The sequence below is a fragment of the Tatumella sp. JGM94 genome, from assembly GCF_018257595.1.
Lineage (GTDB): Bacteria > Pseudomonadota > Gammaproteobacteria > Enterobacterales > Enterobacteriaceae > Tatumella > Tatumella punctata.
This window is the reverse complement of record NZ_JAERJN010000001.1, coordinates 334,272-360,422: the sequence shown is the minus strand read 5'-3', so window position 1 is coordinate 360,422 and position 26,151 is coordinate 334,272. Positions and strand designations below refer to the sequence as shown.

The 26,151-nt window shown below is 50.9% G+C and carries 21 protein-coding genes and 1 pseudogene; 13 read left to right on the top strand and 9 right to left on the bottom strand.

The window, feature by feature from the left end; genetic code table 11:
- Positions 1 to 455 precede the first annotated feature (455 nt).
- A complete protein-coding gene (gene fhuE / locus JK216_RS01670) occupies positions 456 to 2,681 on the top strand; it encodes a ferric-rhodotorulic acid/ferric-coprogen receptor FhuE (protein WP_212710260.1) in 2,226 nt (741 codons plus the stop codon).
- Positions 2,682 to 2,738: 57 nt separating this feature from the next.
- On the opposite strand, the gene blc is transcribed toward fhuE, so the two are convergent.
- The gene (gene blc / locus JK216_RS01665) at positions 2,739 to 3,269 is read right to left on the bottom strand and encodes an outer membrane lipoprotein Blc (protein WP_212709187.1); all 531 of its coding nucleotides are present in this window, start codon (positions 3,267 to 3,269) and stop codon (positions 2,739 to 2,741) included.
- A gap of 263 nt (positions 3,270 to 3,532) precedes the next feature.
- Between blc and JK216_RS01660 the strand changes: the two genes are divergently transcribed.
- Positions 3,533 to 4,780, top strand: coding sequence for a hypothetical protein (locus JK216_RS01660; RefSeq protein WP_212709186.1), 1,248 nt, complete (start codon positions 3,533 to 3,535; stop codon positions 4,778 to 4,780).
- A gap of 108 nt (positions 4,781 to 4,888) precedes the next feature.
- A complete protein-coding gene (gene katG / locus JK216_RS01655; RefSeq protein WP_212709185.1) occupies positions 4,889 to 7,096 on the top strand; it encodes a catalase/peroxidase HPI in 2,208 nt (735 codons plus the stop codon).
- 44 nt (positions 7,097 to 7,140) lie between these two features.
- Here katG and JK216_RS01650 read toward each other — a convergent pair whose 3' ends face one another.
- Entirely contained in the window at positions 7,141 to 7,908 is a 768-nt protein-coding gene (locus tag JK216_RS01650; RefSeq protein ID WP_212711478.1) for a GntR family transcriptional regulator, read from the bottom strand.
- Between the two features lie 154 nt (positions 7,909 to 8,062).
- Between JK216_RS01650 and JK216_RS01645 the strand changes: the two genes are divergently transcribed.
- Both JK216_RS01645 and JK216_RS01640 read left to right on the top strand, forming a co-directional pair.
- Entirely contained in the window at positions 8,063 to 9,451 is a 1,389-nt protein-coding gene (locus JK216_RS01645; protein WP_212709183.1) for an MFS transporter, read from the top strand.
- A gap of 79 nt (positions 9,452 to 9,530) precedes the next feature.
- Positions 9,531 to 10,487, top strand: a complete 957-nt coding sequence (locus JK216_RS01640; protein WP_212710250.1) for a nucleoside hydrolase — start codon at positions 9,531 to 9,533, stop codon at positions 10,485 to 10,487.
- A 51-nt stretch (positions 10,488 to 10,538) separates the two neighbouring features.
- Here JK216_RS01640 and JK216_RS01635 read toward each other — a convergent pair whose 3' ends face one another.
- Both JK216_RS01635 and proX read right to left on the bottom strand, forming a co-directional pair.
- A complete protein-coding gene (locus JK216_RS01635) occupies positions 10,539 to 11,894 on the bottom strand; it encodes a glycosyl hydrolase family 28 protein (protein ID WP_212709181.1) in 1,356 nt (451 codons plus the stop codon).
- A 240-nt stretch (positions 11,895 to 12,134) separates the two neighbouring features.
- Positions 12,135 to 13,130, bottom strand: coding sequence for a glycine betaine/L-proline ABC transporter substrate-binding protein ProX (proX, locus tag JK216_RS01630; RefSeq protein ID WP_212709180.1), 996 nt, complete (start codon positions 13,128 to 13,130; stop codon positions 12,135 to 12,137).
- A gap of 580 nt (positions 13,131 to 13,710) precedes the next feature.
- Between proX and JK216_RS01625 the strand changes: the two are divergent.
- Positions 13,711 to 14,037: pseudogene (locus JK216_RS01625) on the top strand (helix-turn-helix domain-containing protein); the annotation flags it as partial.
- A 51-nt stretch (positions 14,038 to 14,088) separates the two neighbouring features.
- Here the strand turns inward: JK216_RS01625 and yniD are convergent.
- Positions 14,089 to 14,193, bottom strand: a complete 105-nt coding sequence (gene yniD / locus JK216_RS16990; protein ID WP_249213055.1) for a small membrane protein YniD — start codon at positions 14,191 to 14,193, stop codon at positions 14,089 to 14,091.
- Between the two features lie 107 nt (positions 14,194 to 14,300).
- Positions 14,301 to 14,624, bottom strand: coding sequence for a DUF6388 family protein (locus JK216_RS01620; RefSeq protein ID WP_212709178.1), 324 nt, complete (start codon positions 14,622 to 14,624; stop codon positions 14,301 to 14,303).
- Between the two features lie 193 nt (positions 14,625 to 14,817).
- On the opposite strand from JK216_RS01620, the gene yedD reads away from it, so the two are divergent.
- A complete protein-coding gene (yedD, locus tag JK216_RS01615; RefSeq protein WP_212709177.1) occupies positions 14,818 to 15,297 on the top strand; it encodes a lipoprotein YedD in 480 nt (159 codons plus the stop codon).
- Between the two features lie 24 nt (positions 15,298 to 15,321).
- Here the strand turns inward: yedD and JK216_RS01610 are convergent, their stop codons facing one another.
- The 3 genes from JK216_RS01610 to fliD are packed head-to-tail and all read right to left on the bottom strand — an operon-like array spanning position 15,322 to position 17,468.
- Entirely contained in the window at positions 15,322 to 15,624 is a 303-nt protein-coding gene (locus tag JK216_RS01610; RefSeq protein ID WP_212710248.1) for a hypothetical protein, read from the bottom strand.
- Between the two features lies 1 nt (position 15,625).
- The gene (fliS, locus tag JK216_RS01605) at positions 15,626 to 16,018 is read right to left on the bottom strand and encodes a flagellar export chaperone FliS (protein ID WP_212709192.1); all 393 of its coding nucleotides are present in this window, start codon (positions 16,016 to 16,018) and stop codon (positions 15,626 to 15,628) included.
- Between the two features lie 19 nt (positions 16,019 to 16,037).
- Positions 16,038 to 17,468 (bottom strand): flagellar filament capping protein FliD, encoded by a 1,431-nt coding sequence (gene fliD / locus JK216_RS01600; RefSeq protein ID WP_212711479.1) that lies wholly within the window; start codon positions 17,466 to 17,468, stop codon positions 16,038 to 16,040.
- Between the two features lie 234 nt (positions 17,469 to 17,702).
- Here fliD and JK216_RS01595 point away from each other — a divergent pair, with 234 nt between their 5' ends.
- The 6 genes from JK216_RS01595 (at position 17,703) to JK216_RS01570 (ending at position 25,718) form a co-directional block, all read left to right on the top strand.
- Positions 17,703 to 18,521, top strand: a complete 819-nt coding sequence (locus JK216_RS01595) for a flagellin (RefSeq protein ID WP_249213056.1) — start codon at positions 17,703 to 17,705, stop codon at positions 18,519 to 18,521.
- Positions 18,522 to 18,593: 72 nt separating this feature from the next.
- A complete protein-coding gene (locus JK216_RS01590; RefSeq protein WP_212709174.1) occupies positions 18,594 to 22,337 on the top strand; it encodes a glycosyltransferase in 3,744 nt (1,247 codons plus the stop codon).
- Positions 22,330 to 23,136, top strand: a complete 807-nt coding sequence (locus tag JK216_RS01585; protein WP_212711480.1) for a glycosyltransferase — start codon at positions 22,330 to 22,332, stop codon at positions 23,134 to 23,136. The genes JK216_RS01590 and JK216_RS01585 overlap by 8 nt, the downstream gene beginning before the upstream one ends.
- 133 nt (positions 23,137 to 23,269) lie before the next feature.
- Positions 23,270 to 23,989 carry an RNA polymerase sigma factor FliA gene (locus tag JK216_RS01580; protein WP_212711481.1) on the top strand — a complete coding sequence of 240 codons (720 nt, stop codon included), beginning with the start codon at positions 23,270 to 23,272 and terminating at the stop codon, positions 23,987 to 23,989.
- Between the two features lie 30 nt (positions 23,990 to 24,019).
- A complete protein-coding gene (locus tag JK216_RS01575; protein WP_212711482.1) occupies positions 24,020 to 24,511 on the top strand; it encodes a flagella biosynthesis regulatory protein FliZ in 492 nt (163 codons plus the stop codon).
- 238 nt (positions 24,512 to 24,749) lie between these two features.
- Positions 24,750 to 25,718, top strand: a complete 969-nt coding sequence (locus JK216_RS01570; protein ID WP_212709170.1) for a helix-turn-helix domain-containing protein — start codon at positions 24,750 to 24,752, stop codon at positions 25,716 to 25,718.
- Positions 25,719 to 26,151: the final 433 nt, after the last annotated feature.

Genomic DNA, 26,151 nt, shown 5'->3' with positions numbered 1-26,151 from the left:
CGGATTGATATATTGCATGTCAGCGCAAACGTTACGTCACAGCCCCCGGCCATTGCGCCCTTTGCCTGGTCGCCCGCAGCGGGGCAGCAAAAAATAACTTTACGTAATGGCGAACAGAATCCCGCCGGATTGATATGCGGCATACCCTCATCAGAGTTACTGTACCGGCCCGGGCGTAATACCCGCACAGGTCTAATCCACCGGCCCGGAGTGCAGAGGGCGCGGCCGTGCGTCCTCTGCACATCCCCCCCGATCCTGTACTGGTTCCGTATCTTTACATTGAACTGACAATAAAAATGATTATACTTCTCATTCTTATTTTTGTGTGTGATTTGTTTCTCTGAGCTATGGCTGGTTATGGCCTGCGGAACAGGGGAAAAACCGACAGAGATGCAGAGTAAAACGTACGGTTGCAAATATCTGCACCGCCGATAAAAACGCTATTGAGGATAATGATGCCTTTTTACAGCAGTCAGTTCAGGGGGCGGGAACATTGTCCCGTGATTTACCGGGTGAAGGATTCGCGGCCTTCTCTGTCATTACTGGCTGTTATGGTTGCCGGTGCATTATATATGCCCCATAGCCAGGCCGCGGCAGGTGACAGTGGTATAAAAAATAACACCCTGCTGGTGACCGGGAACGAACCAGTATCCGACAGTGATACCCCTGAAGATACGGATTATACGGTACCGGTGACCCGTGCTGCGACAAAAATGGCCCTGACCGCGCGTGACACCCCTCAGTCAGTAACAGTCATTACCCGTCAGCGGATGACGGATCAGCAACTCAATACGCTTAATGATGTACTGGAGAACACGACAGGTATTTCTGAAGAGAACTCGGGGGCTAACCGCAGTAACTTCTATTCACGCGGATTTAAAATAGATAACTATCAGGTCGATGGTGTTCCGGTCCTGGTCGATGATCGCTGGAATCTCGGTGATACCCTGTCAGATACGGCAATTTATCAGCGGGTAGATGTGGTCCGTGGTGCGGCCGGTTTAATGAGTGGTGCCGGAGACCCGGCAGCCTCAGTGAATATGATACGTAAACAGGCCGACAGTAAAACCTTTAAAGGCAACCTTGATGCCAGTTACGGTAGCTGGGATAACCAGCGCTATGTGGCAGATCTTTCCGGTCCCCTGAGTGAATCCGGCCGGGTCCGTGGCCGTGTGGTTGCCGGTTATCAGCACAGTGGCAGCTGGCTCGATCACTATCATACGCAAAAGAAATTCCTTTACGCGGTGCTTGATGCAGACATTACGGAGTCGACGACGGCTTCTGTCGGGTATGACTATGAAGATACCGATGTTCACGGAGCAACCTGGGGAGGGCTGCCGACCTTCTATCTTGACGGTAGTAAAACCAGTTATAAACGCAGTACTAATCTTGCTCCTGACTGGGCCTATAATGATGTACATACCCGGCGGGTGTTTGCCAGCCTGAATCAGGCTCTGGCTAATGGCTGGCAGTTCACACTGAGTGGCAGCCATACTGAGTCGACGATGGACAGTAAGTTGCTGTATATTGATGGTTATTTTAATAAAACCACTGGGATTGGTGTCGGGCCTTATACAGGGTACGATCTGTTGGGGGGCACCGGTTATAATACGGCGAAACGCCGTGAAAATGCTGCTGATGCTTATGTCAGCGGGCCGTATCAGTTATTCGGCCGTCAGCATGAACTGATGGCTGGTGTCAGTTATATCCGGCAGAACAACCGTTATTACAGTGCGTCGACCAGTTTTACCTCGGCCGATGTCGGTGACTTTAATGACTGGGGGAACTACCCGCAGCCAGACTGGGACCCACAGGCCCTTGCAGAAGATAATACTATTCACCAAAAGTCGGCCTATTTTGCGACCCGGATTACCCTGGCTGATCCGTTGCATCTGATCCTCGGCGCCCGTTATACCCGCTATACCGCAGATACTCTGACCGAGAATATGGTGAAAAATAATATCACTCCTTATGCCGGAGTCGTATACGACATCAACGATACCTATTCTGCCTATGCCAGCTATACCTCAATCTTTAAGCCACAGACTTATCGTGATGAAAATGGTGCTTATCTGAGCCCGGTCACCGGTAAAAACTACGAAACAGGGATAAAAGGTGACTGGCTGAACAGTCGCCTGACGGCTTCTCTGGCGATATTCCGTATTGAACAGGATCATCTCGGAGCGACAGATTATGCACTGGTGAAAGGCAGCACAGATTATGCTTACTATGAACAGAACGGTACAGTCAGCCGCGGTGCCGAATTCGAAATTAACGGAGCAGTGACCGATAACCTGCAGCTGACTTTCGGGGCTACCCGTTATGTCGCCCGTGATGGCAGCGGCGATGCCTTACAACCAACCCAGCCGCAAACGACCTTTAAACTGTTTGGCAGCTACCGGCTGCCATCGCTGCCGGCGCTGACGCTCGGTGGCGGTGTTAACTGGCAGAACCATACCTGGGATAAAGTGTCGGGTCCTGATGGTACGGCTAACTGGTATGCTGATCAGGGCAGTTACGCACTGGTTAATCTGTTTGGCCGTTATACGGTGAACAAAAACCTGTCACTGCAGGCGAACCTGAATAACCTGTTTGATAAAACCTATAATATTGATGTCGGACGTAACACTATTTACGGTGCTCCGCGTAATATTTCAGTTTCGGCAAGTTACCGCTTCTGACAGATACGCGAACTCCCGTGCAGGGAGTTCGCGTATTCTGTCGAATGATAAACCGTATTACCCTGAGTGCTGTATCCGGATTAACTGGTCAACCGGGAAGCTAAGCTGCTTGGCCAGTGCGATATAACGATCAAGCACTTGTTGCGGGATCTGCGGAGTGCGTGACAGGATCCACAAATAATGCCGGTTTGGTCCGCTGACCAGCGCATACTGGTAATCATCATCCAGAGCTATCACATTATACCCGCCGTAGAAAGGACCAAAAAATGAGACTTTCAGGGCGGCAGTATCATGGCTGCCGGTAAAATAGGCTTTGCCTTCACTGCTTTTCCAGCGCCCGCTTTGCGGGTCGTATCCGCGGTTAACCACACTGATCCCGCCATCCTTGCGCTGTCCGTAAGTCGCAGTCACTTGCTGCAGGCCCCGTTCAAAACGGTTATCCAGCCGCGCGATTTCATACCATTTACCGAGATAACGGCTGGCGTCAAAAGGGGTCAGCGGGGTGATACCTTTCGGCGGAACAGGGGACTGACAGGCCACCAGAGTCAGTGATAATGCGATCCCTGTCAGTACGGGCCATACTTTCATTATTACTCCTGTTAATAGTGCGGTCTGCTGCTACGGAAGAGGATTTATCAGAGTATAGCACGGGGACTCAGGATAGCCGGTAACGGGCCCGTTGTCGGCTATCAAAGCGGTTGTAAGGCATTTTATTCAATACATTATTGATTTAAGGTTGTGGTGTTAACCGTAGGCGAGATGTTGTACTGCTGGCCTGACAAACAAAATATCTGGAACCGGGACAGCAGGCTAAGCCAGACTGGAAGGCCAATACTTTCAGAGGAAATAACATGACTGACACTATTATTTCACAGCCCCTGACAATAAATGTTCCGGCCGATTATGCCGATATCCAGTCAGCGTTAGATGCACTGGAAAATAGCACCCTCCGGGCCAGCGTAAATATACAGGTAGCTGACGGTGAGTATACTATTTCTGCCAGCATCACCTCGCGGATCCGGAATTATGATCAGTTGACCTTAAGGGGGAATGAACAGGACTGTTCAAAATGTATTTTGTATATAGACAATACCCAAAACAAAGACGGATTCTTATTTGAGAACGGGTTCGGTATCTCATGGCTCAATGGTTTTACTATTGCCGGCGTCAGTGGCTGGATTGCCGCCGGAGAATGGAACGACCAGTGTTACGGGGCAGGGATCCGCTCGGTAGGCGGCGGCAGCGTTATACTTGGGCCGGCCCTGCATATCACCAAAATGTACTACGGGATCCGTGCAATGAACGGTGCCTTTATCTCGAATGAAACTCAGCCTTCCGGCGGAAATCAGGGCGGCGGGATCACCGTCAGCAATGCCGGAGATGTGGCCTTCCATGCCTACGCTGCTACGCTGAAAGTTAACTGTGCTGAGGCTTATTTCAGCTCGCACAGCAGTGAATCTCTCGGCTTTGGTTTCTGCGCCGAAGCGGGCGGCTTTTTGCAATGTGAATATGCAATCTCTCAGGGTAACCTGCGGGCCGGATTCTATGCCCTGACCAATGGCTCAGTCTGGGCCCATGGCGTCAAAGGTATTAGTAATCTCTACGGTGTACTGGCCTGGGGCGGTGCGGTGGAATGTAATTCATTGGATAACTATATATCCTCTTTTTCCCTGAATAGCGGAGCCGGTATCTATGCGGCATATAATGGTTTTGCCGGTGCTAATAATGCCCGTTGTTCTCAGAATACTCACGGGGTGATGTGTGACAGCGGCGGGCTGGCTGATATTACCTATCTGACCAGCGAAAATAATACGGGCAATGGATTTTATTGCTCTGACTTCGGCGCGATGAGCGGAGGGTATTCAGCTGCCAGTAATAATCAGGGTAATGGCTACCATTGTGAATACGGCAGTTATATGAATATCAGCCACGGGATTGCCAGTAATAATAACAGTCATGGTTTCTATGCCAAAAAAAACAGTCATATTTATTGTTATGCATTTGGCGGGTCGGGGAACGGATATTTCTGCTCACCGGTGCAGACCAGCATTAACGCCAGCGGAGGAAACAGCAACGCCAGTATTGATGACACACTCTGAACGGCGAAGCCATTATAAGGCCGGAGCTATCAGACAGATAGGGTAATACAGGTATCAACAATAGCATGCTGCCGCTACTGTAAGCACAGTTTAATACAGGGGGTTAGCATGAGTAATTCAGAATATGGGAATAATAACCGGTCAGTTTCTGACGTGATTACACCGGAATCCGCGGCAGGAAAATGTCCTTTTCATCAGCAAAAAAATCATCAGGTTGCCGGGACAGGCACCAGAAACAGTGACTGGTGGCCGAATCAGCTGCGGGTGGATTTACTTAACCAGCACTCAGGACGTTCAACTCCGCTGGACAGGGAGTTTGATTACCGGCGTGAATTTGCCGGACTGGATTATTTTGCGCTGAAAGCAGACCTTACGCGTTTACTGACAGATTCTCAGGGCTGGTGGCCAGCCGACTGGGGCAGTTATATTGGTTTGTTTATCCGCATGGCCTGGCACAGTGCCGGAACCTATCGTGCCCTTGACGGACGGGGGGGCTCGGGACGTGGCCAGCAACGTTTTGCTCCTCTCAATGCCTGGCCTGATAACGTCAGCCTTGATAAAGCTCGCCGGCTGCTTTGGCCGGTAAAACAGAAATACGGACAGAAAATCTCCTGGGCTGATTTATATATCCTCGCGGGTAATGTGGCACTGGAAAACGCGGGTTTCCGCACCCTTGGTTTTGCCGGCGGACGTGAGGACGTCTGGGAACCGGATTTGGATGTTAACTGGGGAGCTGAACATCACTGGCTTGAACATCGTCATCCTGAAACTCTGGCTGACTCGTCCCTCGGGGCGACGGAGATGGGGTTGATTTATGTGAACCCGGAAGGACCGGAGCACAGTGGTGATCCGGCGTCGGCAGCACCTGCTATCCGTGCAACCTTCGGCAATATGGGGATGGATGATGAAGAAATAGTGGCATTGATTGCCGGTGGTCATACTCTGGGGAAGACACATGGCGCAGGCCCTGTCAGCCATGTGGGTGCGGATCCTGAGACGGCACCGATTGAAGCTCAGGGATTAGGATGGGCCAGCAGTTTTAACAGCGGTGCCGGTGCCGATGCCATCACCTCCGGACTGGAAGTGACCTGGTCACAGACCCCGACCCGCTGGAGCCACTATTTCTTCGAGAATTTATTTAACTATCAATGGGTACAGACTCGCAGCCCGGCGGGTGCGATTCAGTTTGAAGCCAGAGAGGCCCCGGACAGTATTCCGGATGCGTTTAATCCGCAGAAAAAACATAAACCGGCGATGCTGGTGACTGATTTGACGTTACGCTTCGATCCGCAATTTGAAAAAATTTCGCGACGTTTCCTTAATGACCCGCAGTTATTTAACGACGCCTTTGCCAGGGCCTGGTTTAAACTGACTCACAGAGATATGGGCCCGAAAGCCCGGTACCTCGGTCCGGAAGTGCCGGAGAAAGATTTTCTCTGGCAGGATCCGCTGCCGACAGTACATCAGTGTCCGTCACCGGCAGATATTGCTGCCCTGAAACAAAAAATTGCGGCCTCCGGTCTTAGCGTCTCTGAACTGGTATCTGTTGCCTGGGCCTCTGCGTCAACGTTCCGTGGCGGCGATAAGCGCGGCGGTGCCAATGGTGCACGGCTGGCATTATTACCCCAGCGTCACTGGCCGGTGAATGCCATCGCGGCCAGGGTGCTGCCGGTACTGGAAGCTATTCATCAGTCATTCCCTGTGGCCTCACTGGCAGATATTATTGTACTGGCCGGGGTCGTCGGGCTGGAAACAGCGATTAACGCAACGGGACTGATAGCCGAAGTACCCTTTATGGCCGGCAGGGTGGATGCCAGTCAGCAGCAGACGGATATTGATGCGTTTGGTTTACTGGAGCCACAGGCTGACGGATTCCGCAACTATTATAATGCCACAGGGACAAGTGCTGCAGAGCAGTTGTTAATTGATAAAGCGCAACAACTGACGCTGACAGCGCCTGAACTGACAGTACTGGTCGGTGGTATGCGTTCCCTGGGGGCGAACTTTGACGGCGGGTCAGCAGGGATATTTGGCAGCCATACGGGTGAACTGAATAATAGTTTCTTTGTTAACCTGTTAGATATGCGTACTGAATGGCTGCCATCCGCCGGTTCAGATCATCTTTTTACGGGGCGTGAGCGGAGCAGTGGTGAAGTCCGGTATACGGCGACCCGTGCTGATCTGATTTTTGGTTCTCATCCGGTATTGCGTGCCATTGCTGAAGTTTATGCCAGTGAGGACGCCGGAGAAAAACTGGTGAAAGATTTCGTGGCAGCATGGACTAAAGTCATGAATCTGGACCGTTTCGATTTATAACCACCGGTAGTCACGGCAGTTCCCGCAGGACAGGGGACCTGCCGTTACAGGGCTGATACCGACTGATTAATACTCAGCGGAAAACCGGCTTTTATCACCATTTTCGCCAGGTAAAGCGGGCCGGACGGGTATCTCAGTGATCGGGTCAGTACCATCACCGGGGCGTCGGCCGCAATGTCCAGCTTTTTACCGCGATCTTCCCCCGGAACTCCTGCCTGCAACTGGCAGACTGCCGGTTGCGGTGTCTCTTGCAGTATATTCAGTAACAGCGAGTGCACTGACCGGCAGTGGTACTGGCGGGCGGAAAAATCAACCGCCGGAGCAATACGCGGGTCTGCCGCATCCAGACGCTGACCCGCGGGCAGATGTTCCTGTAATAAAGCTATCACTGTATTGCCACTGTAGATCAGGCTTTCACAGAACCAGCTTGCGTCATCATCACTGGTTTCCAGTAATTTATGTGTGAAATCTGAAGGCTGCTGTAACCGTGCATCAATCCGTTGCAAACGTATTTCCCCCGGCGGGTAGCCAAATATTTCCTCAGGGGGAAGCAAATTTTCCAGACCCGGGGTTGGGAGTTTATGGGTAACAAAGCGTCCGATACCGCGTCTGGTGAGTAACAGACCATCTTCTTCCAGCAGCATCAGTGCTTCACGGATTACGGTCCGGCTTACCCCCATTTGTTCACCCAAATCACTCTCTTTTGGCAGCATTGCACCCGGCAGCAGCAGACCCCGGCGAATGGCGGCAGACAGCCGTGAATAGACCGCAACCCGTAACGGTTGTCCGCTTCCGGCAGTCAGGGGAGACATAAGAAATTGATTGATCTCTGACATGAGCATATTTAAACAGCAGTAACAGAAAAGAAAATAGTAAGTGGATCCCGGTGATAAGTAAAACGCATTTGTGAGATATTATACAGGCAAGTATAACATCTGATTTATTATTACTCTGACAGGACTTTTTATGAACTCTGTGGCAGTATCACCGGCTTCCGGCGGGCTGGAAGGCAAAAATGCCGCTCTGCTGGTTTCTGCACTTATGCTTGCGATTCTTGCTTTTCAGCTGAATTGTTCGATGCTTTCACCGGCTTTGCCCGAAATGGCGAAGCAACTTAATGTCAGCATGACGGATATTTCCGCCGTGTCGTCATTATTTTTTCTTTCCGGATCAATTTGCGGAGTGGTACTGAGCCGTTTCAGTGATTTTATTGGTCGCCGGCGTATGCTGATTGCGGTGATGGTTATCTGCAGTGTCGGTACGCTGATCAGTGCCTTTACCCACGACTATTACACTATGCTGGCCGGGCGCGTACTCCAGGGAGCAAGCAGCGCGACATTTCAGCTTTCCTATTTGCTGCTGCATCAGCGTATCAGCCGCCGTCTGTTCGGTACCGCCATTGGCGTGATTACTGCGGTGAATGGTGGTGTCGGGGGCATCGATGGTTATATAGGCGGGCTGCTCAGTGATGCTTATGGTTACCAGTCCATTTTTCTGATCACACTGGCGGTGTGTGTAGTAGCGCTGGTGGCAATAAGCCTGCTTATTCCCCGTGATGAACCTGGTGTAGCTGAAGGTAAAATGGACTGGCCGGGAGCTGTGATACTGTCCTTCAGTATTATTTTTATTAATATCTGCCTTGATAAAGGATCGTCAGCGGGCTGGTTAAGCCAGCAGACACTGTTGTACCTGCTGTTGTTTGTGGCAGCCATTGTGCTGTTCTGGTTTATAGAAAAACGTCGTGCAATACCCCTGGTGCCGGTGGAACACTTTTTTACCCGTCAGTTCTGGCCGGTCATTGCCACAACTATCCTGATTCTGGCGGGTGTCTTTTCGGTGCTGGGTTTCGCGGTGATTATTATCTCGCAGGATACCCATGCCGGCCTTGGGATGAGTGCTGCCCGTTCATCGCTGCTGTTTCTGACCCCGCCAGCGTTGATGGGTTTTCTCTCGGCGCCTCCGTCGGGCTGGCTGGCCGGAAAGGCGGGCTGGATTAAAACATTCAGAACCGGACTGGTACTCTGCCTGGTCCTGATGGTGGTCATTACCCTGAATCCGGTAAATAAACCGGTACTGATCGTCAGTTTATTACTGCTGGGGATAACCTACTATGGTGTGGTACTGAGTTGTATCAGTGGACTGAGTGTGCTGTTGTCGCCCAAAGAAGCACCATCTTCCCTGACGGCGGTAAACGGGGCGTCATTCGGTCTCGGGGCGGGGCTGGGAATTGGTCTGATTGCAGCTTCGGTGGGCAGTGGTACCCTTGAAGGTTTCCGTCACGGATTAATGATCAGTACCGGGCTGACAGCCCTGGCGGTTATTTCCGGTTTTATGGTTAAGATGCGGAAAACATAATTTGTCGTGACATAGTATGCCAGTGTGGCTGCAGGTTTATCAGCGCTACACTGGCCCTTCTGTTCAGTAAAGGTACAAAATGCAACCACTAAAACTGTTTTTTGACTGTGACACAGGTATTGATGATGCTCTGGCGCTGGGGTATTTGCTGGCGGAAAAAGAGAAGGTTGAGATTGTCGGTATAGGCAGTGTCTGCGGTAACACTGACGCCGCTTCGGGGGCACGTAATACCCTTAATTTGCTGAGTCTGGCAGGTGCCGAAGGTATTCCTGTGGCACAGGGGAATGCCGGCCATTTGTGTGCTGCTTTCCATAACAGCAGCCAGCATATTCATGGTGAAAATGGCATCGGCGATGTGATACTGGCCGATTCTCCACACCCGCTGGCGGCAGGTAGCGCGGCAGAGCTGCTGGTGGATCTGGCCAGAAAATATCCGGGAGAATTACAGGTGCTGGCGACCGGGCCACTGACTAATCTGGCGTGTGCGCTACAACTGGAACCCGGCTTAGGGCAGTTATTGGGTCAGGTGACTCTGATGGGCGGAGCGGCCAATGCACCGGGAAACCGGACACCGGTAGCCGAAGCTAACATAGCAGAAGATCCGGAAGCGGCAGGAATAGTGTTCAGTGCTCTGGATAATCTGGTCATGGTGCCGCTGGATGTCACCATGCAACAACTGTTTGAAGAACATCACCACCGGCAATTACTGAACGCAGAACGGCCCTTCGCCCGTGCGCTGGGTGAAATGCTGACCCTGTATATGGGTTTCTATCAGCAAAAGCTGGGCCGCAATGTTTGTGCAATCCATGATCCGGCGGCGGCATTCTTTGCTGTGCAGGGACTGGAAGGATGTGTTGCGCCAAAAGTGAAAGTGGTGATTGATGATACCCGCGGGCCGGGCAGAGGTCAGACAATTTGCGATTTACGCGGTCAGTATAGCGGGTTCCCGCCACAGGAAAATGCCAACTGTCGGGTGGTTCTGAATACCGATAAAGATCTGGCCCCGTTACTGATCGAAAAACTGCTGAATGTTTAACGGCGTTGATCTGTAACAGTACCGCCGGCAGTACTTCTGCGCTGGCGGTGATTACACGGCAGGAAAAGGGCGCCATTTTGCAGAACACTCTGGCTGTGGCGCGGGTGGTGACAATGGCATCCGTAAGGAGATACGTGCTGGCGGCGGAGAAATCCCCTGTTTTCCGGTGGTTAAGCGGGTAAAGACTACAGACCATTGAGTGTCCGGACTGAAAGTCACCGCGTCTATTGTCACCTGCAGAGGATGCTGTGCATCATATCCCCTCAGAACAACAGTTCCTTTGCCGGCACCTTCGGCATTGATATTACTCAGCATAATATGACGATAATCGGGAATCTTATCACCGGTGGCAGCCGGGTTATAGCGGCTATCGAAAGAGACCGGCCAGCGATTATTACGCATACAAATATCCGAATAGTCAATATCACTGACCAGTCCTCCGCGGCTGGCATCACTTTTTATACGTAAGCCGGAGGTGGTGCCATCAAGGGTGAGATTATGTATCACAACATCTCTGACTCCGGCATTAACTTCACTGCCAATTGACATGCCGTGTCCGGAATAGAAGTGGTTGTCAATCACAGAAATATGCTCAGAGGGGCCATTACCGGCTTTAATCGCGATATTGTCATCACCGGTGCGGATAAAGCTGTGAGAAACAGTAATATCCTCCGAAGCCGCAGGATCTATACCGTCAGTATTACGTGCTGAAGCGGGGGTATCAATGATGATTCCCCACAGTGTTGCGCCCTGTACATGGCTAAGCACAATATGGAAACCCGGGGCGTTACGTAGCCGGATGCCGGAAACAATAATATTCTGTGAGCCTGTTATTTGCAGTAAACGCGGGACATTTTGTTTTCCGCCCGCGACGGACTGTGCACGGCGTGCCAGTTGCCACCATGTTTCTTTGTGACCGGCCATCAGACTGCCACCCTGACCGTCAATAATTCCTTTTCCCTGAATACCGCCACCGTTGCTGCTGCGGAGAGTAATAAAAGGCCGGCAACCGGTACCCCGGTTATCAATGGTGCCACAACGCCCCTGACCGGTATCATAGCGCTGCGGGTCCGTATCCGCTTTTAAGACACTGCCCGCGCTGAGACGCAGGAATACCCCCGCAGGAATGGTCAGGGGGCCGGAAAGAAAGGTATTGCCGGCAGCACCGGTGCTTAGCCGGAGGGCCTGACCGGCAGGACAATGATCCAGAGCCTGTTGAATGCGTTGCTGTGTCATGGTGACGGCTTCGCCGGACTGAGGATAAAGGGTGGTGCAGACTGGCTGAATTTGTTGCGGGGCGCTAACTTCGCGGCGATCACCTGCCGCTGCCGCAGGGCGTAAATACAGTCCGGAGATCGTTATCAGGGAAGCGATAATACAGGTCAGGGCAGTTGCTGGTCTTAACATCAGGGCCTCACTTTTCCACTGTCCGGGTGTCGTCTGTCACTTAATATCTTCTGAATCTGAATCTGAATCTGGATTGGCCAGTCTGAACGCCGGAGAATACCGGAAACTATAAGCCATTTAGTGAACAGGTGATACTTGCGATTATTCGTGTCGCAGGGAAAGAGCAAGACGGATGCTTAGAGCCATAATACTGTCGTCGTGGTGCAGGCAGTTACCGGCACCACGACGACACAGACCGGTTTACTGTTTTGCAGCCTGTTTTGCCGCAGTAATCCAGCTATCGAACTCTGCCTGGTGGGCATGGATCCAGCCATCTACCTGGGCTGAAACATCAGCGGCAGAATCTTCACCATTATGCATACTGAGGTTCTGTGCACTGATATCCTGTAACGGCAGTTTCATGACAGAGAATAATTTTCTTGCTGCCGGATTGTTTGCTGCCCAGGCTTTGTTAGCAATAATATTTTCAACATTGACGCTGAAACCATAGTTTTTACCGTTTGGCAGCCGGGTATCTTCTTTTGGCTGACCGGCAGGAGAAGCAGAGAACGGCACCGTCAGCCAGACAACATCTTTACCCGGTTTTAATACAAAGTTCACCCAGTAAGGTGTCCAGGTGTAATATAAAACAGGTTTTCCGGCGTTATAACGGGAAATAACATCAGCCAGCATGGCAGAATAACTGCCCTGGTTCTGTTCCACTGTCTGGCTCAGGCCATAAGCTTTAATCTGCGCATCAATGACGCTGCCACAGGCCCATCCAGGTTCACAGCCGGTCAGTGCGGCTTTTCCGTCACCGTTATCGTCGAATAATTTTGCAATTTTCGGATCTTTTAGCTGGGAAATATCGGTAATATGGTATTTTTCAGCAGTTTTTTTATCGATTAAATAACCCTGAGCGGCACCGGTAATATAAGGTCCGGTACGGAAGAAACTTTTATCCCCGCCTGCTGACTGATACATTGCCGATTGTAACGGCTCCCAGTCAACGGCAGAGTAGGTAGCATCGCCACGGGCAACCGAGGCATATATGACACTGTAATCCACTTCCTGGGTCGGTTTTACATCATATCCCAGCGTTGACAGTGCGCGATTGACTAACTCTGTCTGGAAGGATTCTTCAGCCAGCGGACTTTTCACTGCCTGAACAGTAATTCCTTTACCCGGCAGGTCCTGCGCAGCGACGCTGCCACAAAAAGAAAGTACTAATGCAGGGAGAATTATTTTTTTATTCACATGTTGCTCCTGTTGTTCAGTTATTTTTAACCTAACAACACGCGAATTATAAATCAACTTTAATTCCTGATAGCCATTCTGACAGAATTATATTCTGTTTTTTTTGTAATGACACTTTTAGTTATCGGCGATTTTTTAGTAAATTAATCACCGATATTATGATTTATGGTCAGCTGCTTTATTTCCTGGTTCAGAGAACAGAATTCCGTGGACACAGACCACCGGGCGGGATTATTTTGTTATAAAAACGTAAATCAAACACCCGGATGATGGTATTTTCGCGCAGGGTAATTATCTCCTGACATACAGGGATGATGGCGGGTAAGAGCAATAATTACCACCGGTTATTTTCGGGAATCTATCAGGCTATTTTGTCAGCACAGAATGTTTTCATGAATGATATTCATAACGCTAATGATTTATCAGGTTATTAATTCCCGGTTATTTTCAGCGTATACTCTGCTGTTCTTATTATTGTTATTTCAGGGGCATTCCCCGGCAGCGGAAAATCACCCGCTCACGGGACAATATTCTGTATGACAATTTCTTTCTATTAATTCCGAAAGCCAGTGAGGAAACTATGGACAGAAAAAAAATGCTTATTCTGACATTAACCCGGTGGATCGATGAAAATATCCACTTACCTCTTAAAATTGAACAGGTCGCAGAGCGTTCCGGTTATTCAAGATGGCATCTGCAACGCATGTTTTATCAGGTGATGAAACAGAGCCTGGGTAAATATATCCGTGAAAAAAAACTGACACTGGCGGCACAGGATTTACTGACCGGGGATGAAACAGTGATGGAAATCTCCCTGAGGTATGGTTTCGAATCTCAGCAATCATTTACCCGTTCATTTTCGGGAAAATATCATCTGCCTCCGGCAACCTTCAGGCGACAGCATCACCCGGAAACAGTGGCGGGAAATATTGTATGGGATAATCGGGCAGGGGACAGATTATCCCCAAATCATTGCTGCCCAGCGCAGCAACAGCAGTCCCAGACAAATTAATACCAGTACCAGCACCATTTTTCCGTATTTTTTACTTCTCTCGTTAGCCATTCAGCGTTCCCTTGATTGCAATTCCCGCAGGCGTCACAGTAGCAGAGCAGATATTAACTGGCAATCCGTGACGTGCTGCATTTTTGGTACCCTGCGGGAACCTCCGTTTACAGTTCGTTCTTAATGCAAAATTCTTCCCAGCTCATCCCCAATGCGTCAGCATGAGACTTGAGGTAATTTTCGATAGCATCGGCTGCAACGGCTTTATCCGGTTCAGCCAGCTGGATGGAAAAGATGATACCGTCGAGCTTTTTCTGGCGCAGAAAAGCGGCGTAGATCCTCTCAGCCTGCATTTCACGACATTGTTGTAAGGTCATTCCTGCCAGCTGCGCGTCCGCATCGCTGAGTTCGTCCAGAGCGGCCCGAAAATCCGGATGGGCGGAAAAAAACATATCACGGGCAATGGCATAATATTGTTCAGGAGTTTTCATAACATTTATTGTCCAGCTAAAACATGGCGGAATTGTATCTGCTCTGCCGCCGGATGTCAGGTGAACTGTGTGATTATGCTGAATCTGTGGTAAAAACAGCTGTCCGGTAGCCAGAGGGGCTGCATTAGACGCGGGACACTATATAATAGCCCGCGAATATCCGATATCAGACACGGGCTTGCAGAGAATTTATATGAAAAGATGGATAATGTTGTTACCGATGCTGGCACTGGCCGGTTGTGTGCAGATCGATAATTATCAGCAGGCGGTTAAATTACCGGCACCTGCCGGTCTGGCGGGGGTCTGGCAAACAGAGGGTCCGCAGGACGGACTGGTCAGCAGCCAGGCAATCGCGTCTTTGCTGGTCAGCCCGCAGGGGGACACCCTTGACTGCCGTCAGTGGCAGCGGGTGATTGCTAAACCAGGTAAGCTGGCACAGGTCGACGGTAAACTGGTAAATATTAATCGTTTGCTGCGGGTTATGCCGTTAGAAACTGATAACGGGGTGTTACATTATGACGGACTGACTCTGAAAAAAGTCAGTCAGCCAACCGCGGAATGTCAGAAAGCGCTTGGCGAAGCTGATGCACATCCGCAACAGGATGTTATCCAGAATATTCAACCGTCATTACTGGAAAACCACTTTGCCGATGGCACCGCCGCCGCTGACTAGTTGCTGCACAGAGCAGGCCATGGTCTAGACAGAAAAATAGGCTTTCAGCACTTTTTGCTGCTGTCTGCCCTGGCTGAGCAGAACGGATGTGTCCTGAATTGCCTGACGGATCACCGCCGATAAATGCTGATGCTCTGCCAGCAAGAACTGCTGTTGTGTCCGGTAATATGCTTTTTCGCCGGATGAACAGTCAGGCGGGCTGGCGGCAAGTTGCCTGTAACCTGCCACCAGTGCCGTCAGTTCCGTCCATTGTTGTGCTTCCGCCAGCGCCTGTAATTGCCGGCTGGTTTCTGCCAGCTGTGTCAGCCATTGTGCGTAACCGGACATGCTACCCTCCCTGGCTGCTGGTCTGCAGGCTCTGTTTCCAGCCGTCGGCAATGTTACCAATCAGCAGGCCTGCTTCGCTGATGGCGTTAATATCCTGATGCAGATTGGCCTGCAGGAGCCGGAAAATAACATAGTCATACAGTGCAGTCAGTTGCTGTGCCAGCGGGTCATCCGGCCAGTCAGCGAGAGGTGCTTTCAGTCCGTTTTCGATAATATCCATTGCTTTCGACAGATTATGCCCTTTAGCCCGGATATCCCCCTGTTCGGTAAATAATCTGGCACGGGCGAGGGCGCTGAGAGCACCCTCGAACAGCAGTGTGGTCAGTTGCTGTTGATCGGCGCTGAGTACGGCACTTTCAATACTGATGGCTGCATACGCATTTGCGCCAGTCATGGTTTTCACGCGGCCTTCCTTATTTATCCGATGAATTATCGAACTGTGATGATAAATATTGTTTAGTCTGATCCATCTGTGACATGACTTTATTCAGTTCAGTAAACTGGGTTTTATAACGGGCCATGGTACTGTCTATAGCTGACTGCATATTGTCATAACGTTTACTTAAATCTTCGTAATTGCTGTTGAGTGAATCAACGGCATTTGCCAGTACCCCCTTGTTTCCGACGCCATCACTTAGCATGCTGGTCAGTGTATTATTCATCAGGGTGGCAAAACCGGTGGTTTTACCGTCGCCGGTAAAAAAGGCGATCACTGCCCGGGGATTGTTTTGTAATGCGTCATTGAGTTTCGTGTCATCGACAGTCAGGATCCCTGATGAGCCATCGGACTGAATGGTCGGATCCATGCTGATCCCCAGCTGGGCGGGGATGGTAAAAGCGCCCGGCTGTGACTGTGTCAGCATGGATTGCAACCGCACCTGGATATTACGCACGGTACCATCGCCGATCAGCGGCCCGTTGGAAGAACTGTCCTGTGCGGCGGCCCCGCTGCCGGAAAAACTGGTCAGGGTGGCAATTTCAGACTGTAGTTTGTTATAAGCGGTGACCCAGTTTTTGATGGCTTTAACACTGTCATCAGTGTTGTTGCCGATGGTCAGGGTTTCTTCATTTTGTGACACGGATTTGAGGTTCAGTGTGATCCCTGCCGGTGCGCCGGTGACCGTATTACTTTTACTGTCGATTGCAATGCCGTTGACCGTCAGTTTTGCGTCCTGGCCGGCGCTGGTCTGATGCAGGGCTGATGTGCTGTCGGAGGCAGAATAACCGATAATACTTTGCAGTTGATCATCACCGCTGACTGACAGGGAAATATCATTACCCGCTCCTGTGTCTTTGGCGGTCAGTGACAGATAATATTCACCGTCGGCGGCACGGATGCTGGTGGCATTAATTGCCGCACCGCTCTGGTTTATGGCATTGACAATACCATCCAGCGATGTCTGCTCATCACTCAGGGTCAGCGTGACCGGGCTGCCCTGACCGGTTTGTAATGTCAGGGTACGGCTGCCGGTAGCAGAACTGCCCAGTGGCGTGGTATTGCTGCCGATGCTGCCGGATAATACCGACTGTGCTGTCGCCAGCTGGCTGACTTTTATCTGGTAGTTACCGGTGACGGCACTGCTGTCAGTTGACGCGGCGAAGGACTGATTACTGCTGGTTACCGCGGTTGCATTAAAGGTTGACGCTTTGGTCAGAGCAGCCAGCGCAGTTTGTAAACTTTGCAGACTGCTTTTTAGCTGTCCGAAAGCAGATATTTTATTTTTACAGGCTGTGGCTTCATTAGTAATAGGGGTGAGCTTCGCTTCCTCAGATGCTTGCAGGTTATTATACAGGTCGGTCAGGTTCAGGTTGCTGCTGATATCCAGGTTGCTGATGGCGGTCATAATGGGATCCCGTATTGATAAAGGTGTAACCGGAGTATCGGCGCGAAATCTTAAAGGTTTATCTGCCACCGGACGGTGATACTGGTCCGTTGAATACACCGCTCAGCACAGGATGAGGTTTTTTTAGACGGCTGGCTAAAGTTAAGCGCTGCATCACCGATATCAGTCATGAACGCAAAAGGGTTGAACCTTTTTGCTTATCCAATCAACTTTCATTTATTGAAGGATAAAATCATGGCTGTTATTAATACTAATATCATGTCGTTAACTACCCAGACTAATCTGAATAAAGCACAGTCAGCACTGGGTACAGCGATCGAACGCCTCTCTTCCGGTCTGCGTATTAACAGTGCGAAAGATGATGCTGCCGGTGAAGCGATTGCCAACCGTATGTCATCTAATATCCGTGGTCTGACCCAGGCATCCCGTAATGCCAACGATGGTATTTCTCTGGCTCAGACCGCAGAAGGTGCCCTGAATGAAATGAATACCAACTTGCAGCGTATTCGTGAGCTGACAGTGCAGGCTAAAAACGGGACTAACAGCGCGGATGATATCAACTCAATCCAGGCGGAAGTGGATGCCCGGCTGGCAGAAATTAAACGTATCGGCAGTGCGACTACCTTTAACAATATTCAGTTGTTCGACAGTACTAACACCAGCGTCAATATTCAGGTTGGTGCGAATGATGATGCGGGTGCTAACGTCATTTCTATTTCTTTGTCAGATAATGGCTTCAAAGCACAGACTCTCGGCAGCGATTACAGTGTTACCGGCGCAAGTGCCTTGTCGGATATCGATGCCCGAATCTCCGATGTCGATACCGCACGTAGTGGTCTGGGTGCGATTCAGAACCGTTTTGAATCAACCATTAATAACCTGAATGCGACAGTCAATAACCTGTCAGCCTCTCAGTCACGTATCCAGGATGCGGACTATGCAACGGAAGTTTCCAGCATGTCCCGTGCGCAGATCCTGCAACAGGCCGGTACATCGGTGCTGTCAAAAGCCAACCAGGTCCCGCAAACCGTGCTTTCCCTGCTGCAAAATTAATTTGTTTCACCCTGATTTACCGGACCCCGCACTGCGGGGTTTTGTTGCGGGTAACGGGCAGAAGGACAAATTATGCAACGTATTCTTTTTTCGACAGATAAACTGCGGCAGGCCACTGCCGCCGAAGCAACCATTCTGTGCCTGGCTGGCTGGTTTTTGCGCCATGGCTGGGCAGTTGATGTTTGTGCGCGGTTGATTGACGGGGACTATTATCAGCAATTATCCCGCTGGGCTGCCAGCGGCCGATTACGGATTTTTACTGATGATGATCATCAATCCGGTGCAGATCCGCTGGCAGATGACGATGCAGACTACGATCTGCTCTGGATCTGTGGTGGTTACCTCGCCAGCGGACTAATCGACCGTTTACAGCAGGGGACCATTACCGGCCGTTGCCTGTTTCAGCATTTTACTGCTTCGGCGGGCAGACCTTATTATTCTGGCAGTAGCAGCGAGAATGCCCTGGCATGGCGGATTCTGACGGATTCAGCCCTGAGTTATGCGGCACTGTCACTGCGTGGTGTCTATGCGCCATCCCTGCGTTTAATGCCACTGGCGTTTGATGATCAACTGGTATGCTCTTCATTTTGTCCGCCTGCCGGTCCGTTACGGAAAATACTCTGGGCCGGCGATCAGTATTGCCCGGCGATAGATCTGCTCAGCCAGTTGCTGAATATGCAGAATATCCGCCTCGATTTCCTGCCATCGGGTCAGCAGGCTGCGTTATTAACCAGTCATAAATTAACGGAATATCAGCTGGTTATCGGAGAGAATCAGCTGATTGCCAGCGCGCTGTGCCTGGGGATCCCGGTGTGTGTCGCCGGGCAGGGGGGATGGTGCGGTTATCTCGCCGCGGGGGACGGGTTTCAGCGGGCAGCCGACAGTTTTTTTACGGCGTCGGAGGGGACTGAGATGGACGGTCATCAGTATTTTGATGCGTTAATCGACGGTTATCCGGCGGCACAGCAATGGGCGGCGTCTTTCAGGGATCAGGCTCTCAGTCGCTGGTCATTTTCGGCATTATTACCGCCTTTGCTTACAACCCTGCCCGCAGGGATCCCCCTGACAATGACGGCCGCAGAGGCTACAGAATGGCGGCTGGCCAGAAATATCCTGGCACAGCAGGCAGACAACAGCCGGCAATTATTACAATGGCTGAACCACCGGCAGATCAGTGAAACCCGGCGGGCGGTATTGCTGGCGGTGACAACAGGCCATGGTGAGGTTGCCAGTATCGGGGTGATCATCCTCGACCGCCGGCAGGACCGCGAAGCCTGCGAAGTCACCCTGCGATCACTCGAACAACAGAGCCTGAAGCCGCGACACTGTGTGTTGATCAGTGAGAAAGAATACCCGTTTCTGAGTGTCATATGCGGGGAACAACTGAAGATGCCGGCCGATAGCCGGGGGGTACAGCAGGTTGTCAGCGGAGTCCCGCTTCACAGCTGGCTGATTGTTGAGGCCGGAACCCATTGCCTGAAAGATAGCTTATTATTATTTGCCGATCATCTGTTACAGCATCCGCTCACTGCTGTCTGCTACAGCGATATTTTGCAGGGGACGCGGTTAGCGGATGCCAGCCTTGTACTGAAGCCGGACTGTAATATTGATTTGCTGCGCAGCCAGGCTTACCCGGGCGAAGAGCTGTTGATCACCACGGCCTGTCTTAAAGATCATCTGCCCCGGTCGCCGGTGTCTGATGAGCTGATGTTCTGTGAGCTTATCTGGCGGGTGATCGAATCTTCCGGACCCTCAGCTATCGCTCATCTGCCGGAAGCCCTGTTATTGATCCCGCACCGGGTGACATCAGATCAATTACCAGTATTGCGACGGAAGATCACTGTTCAGCATTTGCAGCGTTGTGGTATTGAGGCAGCCGAGGTCAAAGATCAGCAAAATGGTGTCGATCAGGTCAGTTATCCGCAACCGGTAAGAGCGCGTGTCAGTATTATCATTGTGACTAAAGATCAGCAGGCATTACTGCAACACTGCCTGGAGTCTGTCACCGGACAGACAGACTGGCCGGATTATGAAGTACTGGTAGTGGATAATGGCTCACAACAAGCGGCGGCCCGTGAATATCTGGAGCAGTTACAGGCACTGCAGTTAGCAAATCTCCGGCTATTGCGCTGGCCGGGTGTATTTAATTTCGCTGCGATCAATAACTTTGCTGCGGCACAAGCCAGCGGAGATTATCTGCTGTTTCTGAATAACGACTGCCAGATAAGCCACCGCGATTGGCTGACTGAATTACTGAAAGTCGCGGCACGGCCGGAGGTTGCTGTTACCGGTGCGAGGCTGCTATACCGTGACGGACATTTGCAGCATGCCGGGTTTGTTACCGGCATTGAACAAGGGGTCGCCGGTATCTACTGTGGAGCCCCGGCTGAGGCGGCGGGCTATTTTCATTATCTGCACTGTGCGCAACAAGTCTCTGCGGTCAGTGCCTCCTGTATGATGGTCCGGCGTGAAGTCTTCGATGCTGTCGGCGGATTTGATGGTGTAAACTTTGCCGCCGGACAGGCTGATGTAGATCTCTGTCTGAGGATACAGCAGGCAGGATATCTGGTGGTCTGGACGCCACAGGCAACGCTTTACCATATGGGCGGGGCAACACGGTTATCTGCGGCCTGTTATCCGTCGGAGTGTACCGCCGGGCAGCAGGCGCTTGATGCGTTACGTCAGAGCCGTAAAGGATCCTTATGCCGGGATATTCGCTACCATCGTCATTTAAACCGCAGTGGCCAGTTGTTCAGTCTGTCAGTGCGTACCGACAGACTGCAGCTTCCGTTACCGGGACGACCACTACCGGTGATGATCGCCGGACATGTGAATTTTACCGGCTGCGGTAATTACCGTGTGATACAGCCCTATCAGTTGATGGAACAGCAATTACAGCTGGAGGGCGGCCTGATTCATGGTCTGCCTGCCGCGATGGATATCGCTGAACTGCAACCGGATAGTGTGCTGTTACAGATGCCTTTCGACCCGCAGGTTGAAGAAACTCTCCGCCAGTACCGGCAAATGAGTTCAGCCAAAATTATAATGGAATATGATGATTATTTCGTTACGCTTCCGGCCAGTAATCATCATCGTCATAAACTCCCCAAAGATATTGCCGGACAGTTGCGCCGGACCATGAGCCTTGCCGATCATCTGGTGGTGTCTACCCCGGCACTGGCCGATGCCTACGCTGATTTTCACCGGGATATTCGTGTTGCTGAAAACCGGCTTAACCCGCAACAGTGGGGAGCGTTAGCCAGTCATCGCCGCCAGGGAAAAAAACTCCGTATTGGCTGGGCCGGTGGTGATAGTCATCAGGGCGACCTGGCGATTATCCGCCCGCTGGTGCAGGCATTACAGGATGAAGTCGAATGGGTCTTTATGGGGATGAAACCATTACAGGTACGCTGTGAATTTCACTGCGGTGTGCCGTTCGACTGGTATCCGCAAAAACTGGCCAGTCTGAATCTGGACCTGGCACTGGTTCCCCTGGAGATAAACCTGTTTAACGAATGTAAAAGTAACCTGCGGTTGCTCGAACTGGGGGCTTGCGGGGTACCGGTTATTTGCAGCGATATTGAGCCTTACCGCGGTCAATTACCGGTAACGCGGGTTAAAAACCATTTTAAACACTGGCTGAAAGCGATCCGTGAACAGTTATCTGATCCGCAGGCACTGGCCCGCAGAGGGGATGAACTGCAACGGGCGATCCGCCGGGACTGGCTGCTGACCCCGGATAACATTGCCGAATGGCGGCAGGCCTGGCTGGGGACACCGGCAACACTGATCAGCAAGGGGATAAGCGATGACTGAGCGGAGTGAACGGATCGGGGTAGGTATTGTGACTTGCAATCGTAAGCCGGGTTTACTCAGGCTTTATCAGTCTCTGCCGCGGCACCAAATAGATGCGCTGATTATTGTGAATGACGGTGAACCGGACGCCGCCTATCAGCAACTGGCGGCGACACTGGTCCAAAATGAGGAGAACCAGGGGGTCGGCAGAAGCAAAAATACCGCATTACGTTATTTGCAACAGCAGGATATCGAACATTTTTTCCTGATCGAAGATGATATTTACATTAAAGATCCGCGGGTGTTTGAACGCTATATCACCGCTGCCGCAGAAACCGGGATTCAGCATTTTAATTTTGCATTGCACGGCCCCTATAACGTCACTGACGATGGGGTACCGCGTCCCAGACTGCAAGTAAATTATCCGTCATTTTGTCTGCCTTTGTACCCGAGTTGTGTGGGTGCCTTCTCCTATTACAGCAGATGCTGCCTGCAACAGGCCGGGCTGATGGATGAGGTATTTTATAATGCCCTCGAACATGTGGAACATACCTGGCGCATTATTGAAGCGGGAATGCACCCGCCATATTCCTACTTCGCCGATATCGAAGACTCGGGGAATTATCTCGGCGATGAAGGCTGGAGTACCAGCCAGTCGACGATTTGCCGGCAGATGACTTTCCGTGCTGTCTGTCTGGCGGCGGCGATGCAATTTAATGCTAAATACGGCTATATGTTGTCAGAATTACCGGTCCCGGAACCGGATATCGCACTCAGAGTCCTTCGTACCATCAGGCAACGTTTTTCCCGGTGTGTATAAGGCTGTATACAGGTCGAAAACTGCGATTGTCAGCGGGATAACAACTTAAATTTTAAGCCTTTATTCAGCCGATGGTTGTCCTGCCCGCGGACTGATAATTTCTCCACAGCTTGATTAATTCAGGACAGAAAGCGTGGAGAGTTTATATACCGCAGGAGGGGTCACTGATAAACAGGAGATCTGGCTGCAATATGTACAACTGGTGCGACATGAAGCCCTGCGATTACAGGTACGGCTGCCCGCCAGTGTTGACCTGGATGATTTGATCCAGGCCGGAGGGATCGGGCTACTGAATGCGATTGAACGCTATGATGCTGCGCAGGGCACCGCATTTACCACTTATGCGGTCCAGCGGATCCGTGGCGCGATGCTGGATGAGCTGAGAAGCCGCGACTGGGTGCCGCGCCGGGTCAGGCGCGAGGCCCGTGAAGTGGCTGCGGCAATTTCCCGTCTTGAACAGGCATCGGGCCAGCCGGCGGGTGAGCAGGAAATTGCCGCCAGCCTGCAACTGAGCCTCGCCGAATACCGGCAAATCCTGATGGAGACGAACACCAGCCAGCTGTTTTCTCTGGAGACGCTGTGTGAGGAAAACGGTGATGGTGCGGAACTGATGATAGAGCACCGTGAGGAGGCTAATCCGTTAAATCAGTTACTGGACAGCAGCCTGAGAGAACAGGTAATGCAGGCGATTGACGGATTGCCGGACCGTGAGAAACAGGTCCTCAGCCTTTACTACCAGGACGAACTTAACCTGAAAGAGATAGGCGCTGTTCTGAATGTCGGAGAATCGCGTGTCAGTCAGCTGCACAGTCAGGCAATCAAAAGATTGCGGGCACGTCTGAATGATGCTTAACGGAAGATTAACCCAGCGCCGGAGCGCGTAATGACTATGAAAACTAATAATCAGCGTTTGAGCCGCTATATTCGCGATTATAAATATGCACAACACCAGTGCTGTAGCTGTGGCAATGAGCTCAGCCGCGTTCGTTTATTATTGTCAGGAATACTGATCACCCATAAAGATATTATGCAAATGGACCGGCCGGTAACCCATGAGGAATGGCAGATCTTTATGTCACGGCTTGAGCCTGTTTGCCGGTTCTGCTCTACGGTCAGCGCAGGGCGTCCGGCAGCATTATTTGATATTCCAAAATTTAAACAATATCTGCTGGAAGATAACAGTTTATGTCTGGCGACCGTACGTGAATATGTTATGCGCCTGAGAAGGCTGGATCTGGCACTGTCCCGGCAGGGAATGGCCGCTGATCAATTACCTGACCTCTCGTCTCAGGAACAGTGGGAAAGGTTACTGCCGGAAAAGAGCCGGATTAACTATCGTATCGCGCTGGCTAAGTATGCCTGTTACTTTCCGTAATCCCCGCTGTCGTGCCGAGGCAGTAGCGAAGCGTGGAACAGCAGTTACAGAGATTCAGCCTTATGGCCGGAATCTGCGGGCAATCGTAGCGGTGATCACCGGAGATGACTTGCCGCAACCGGCAGAAATTTTTTGATAAAAATACAGTACCGCAGGGGGATAGTATTTTTCAGGTAATTTTTGTATGTTGATGGTAATCCCTCCTTCCTGCGGTTTTTTCTGAAAATAAGATACGACTATGACGCGGCCATCATCGTTATACACCCGGCATATTCTGGAGGCCTCTGCTATTGATCCGGAAAAGCGATTCTATGATATCGAAAGTAATCTGCGATGTTACGGAATTACGGTAGTTAATAATCGCCGCCCTGAAGATATTATTGCTTATCATCAGACGATCTCCGCGGCGGGGGGGGACTATTGCAGCGCGATGGGGTCTGAGAACGAAACTATTTTCGATCCACATCTGGCGACGGAAAATCCGGTATTTATTTCTGTATTGATGCAGGGTGAACAGGTCATCAGTGGCTACGACCGGAAGTTATCAACCCGTATTCGGCCGGGAAGCTTATTTGTTCATCAGCGTGCTGATTATTTCCACTACCATGCTAAAGATGTTAAACAGCTTTATATTCTGCCGTCGACTAAATTAGTGACACCGGTATTTAACGGACGATTAAATCACCCGATAGTGGTCGTCGATCAGCATCCGCTGGCCGGTTTTATAAAATCGCATATGCAATTACTGGATATGGCTTCACAACACTTATCCCTGAGGGAAACAGAGCTGATAGTCGACGGTCTGATGAATATGGGGTTACTGATGTTGTCTGATATAGCCCGCGAGGCCGGACTCAGGGCTTCCGGGAAGCTATCCTGCCTGTATAACAGTGCTAATTCGATGATTATGCTGAATTTCAGAAACCATGATTTTGACCCGGACCGTTTATCAGTATTAATGAAATGTTCCCGTGCCAGCCTGGATCGCGCATTCAGGGAACAACATACTTCTGTCATGGTAACCATTAAAGAATGCCGGTTAACTGCCGCCCGTCATTTACTGGAAACAGATCCGCGGATGCGTATTGAACAGATTTCCTGGGCGTGTGGTTTTATTAGCCATTCAAGGTTTGGCCAGTTGTTCAGAGAAAAGTATCGTGTCAGCCCTAAGGTATGGCGTGATAATTACAATAGTAAAACATTATAAGTCATCCGGCCGAAGATGACTGATATTCAGCCGGGTCATCATATATCATCCATGATGATTAATATATTTAACCCGAAGATTATTTCTTCTGCAGAGAATTAATGCCGCCGTGAAGAAAAGTGCCTGGTTTTTCTTTCTTTAAAGTAAGAATACATAGAAAGTATAGCGACAATGAGCAGAGTTAAAGCCATTAATAATAAACTGACGGTGCCCGTATCCATAGCTGTCTTCCCCTGTCTGTTATGCTGAATTAAAGCGACGAACAATTGATCTGTAATGATTTTCCCCGGCGAGATTGTTCCGCGAAAGGGCGGATAACAGAGAGACTTGCAGAGTTAACGATACTATGGTGTGAAATTCAGGTCGGGGGAAGCGCATCCGGCCTCAATGTTGTTCAACTGGCCTCAGATAACGTCATCTTTACCGGACAGGT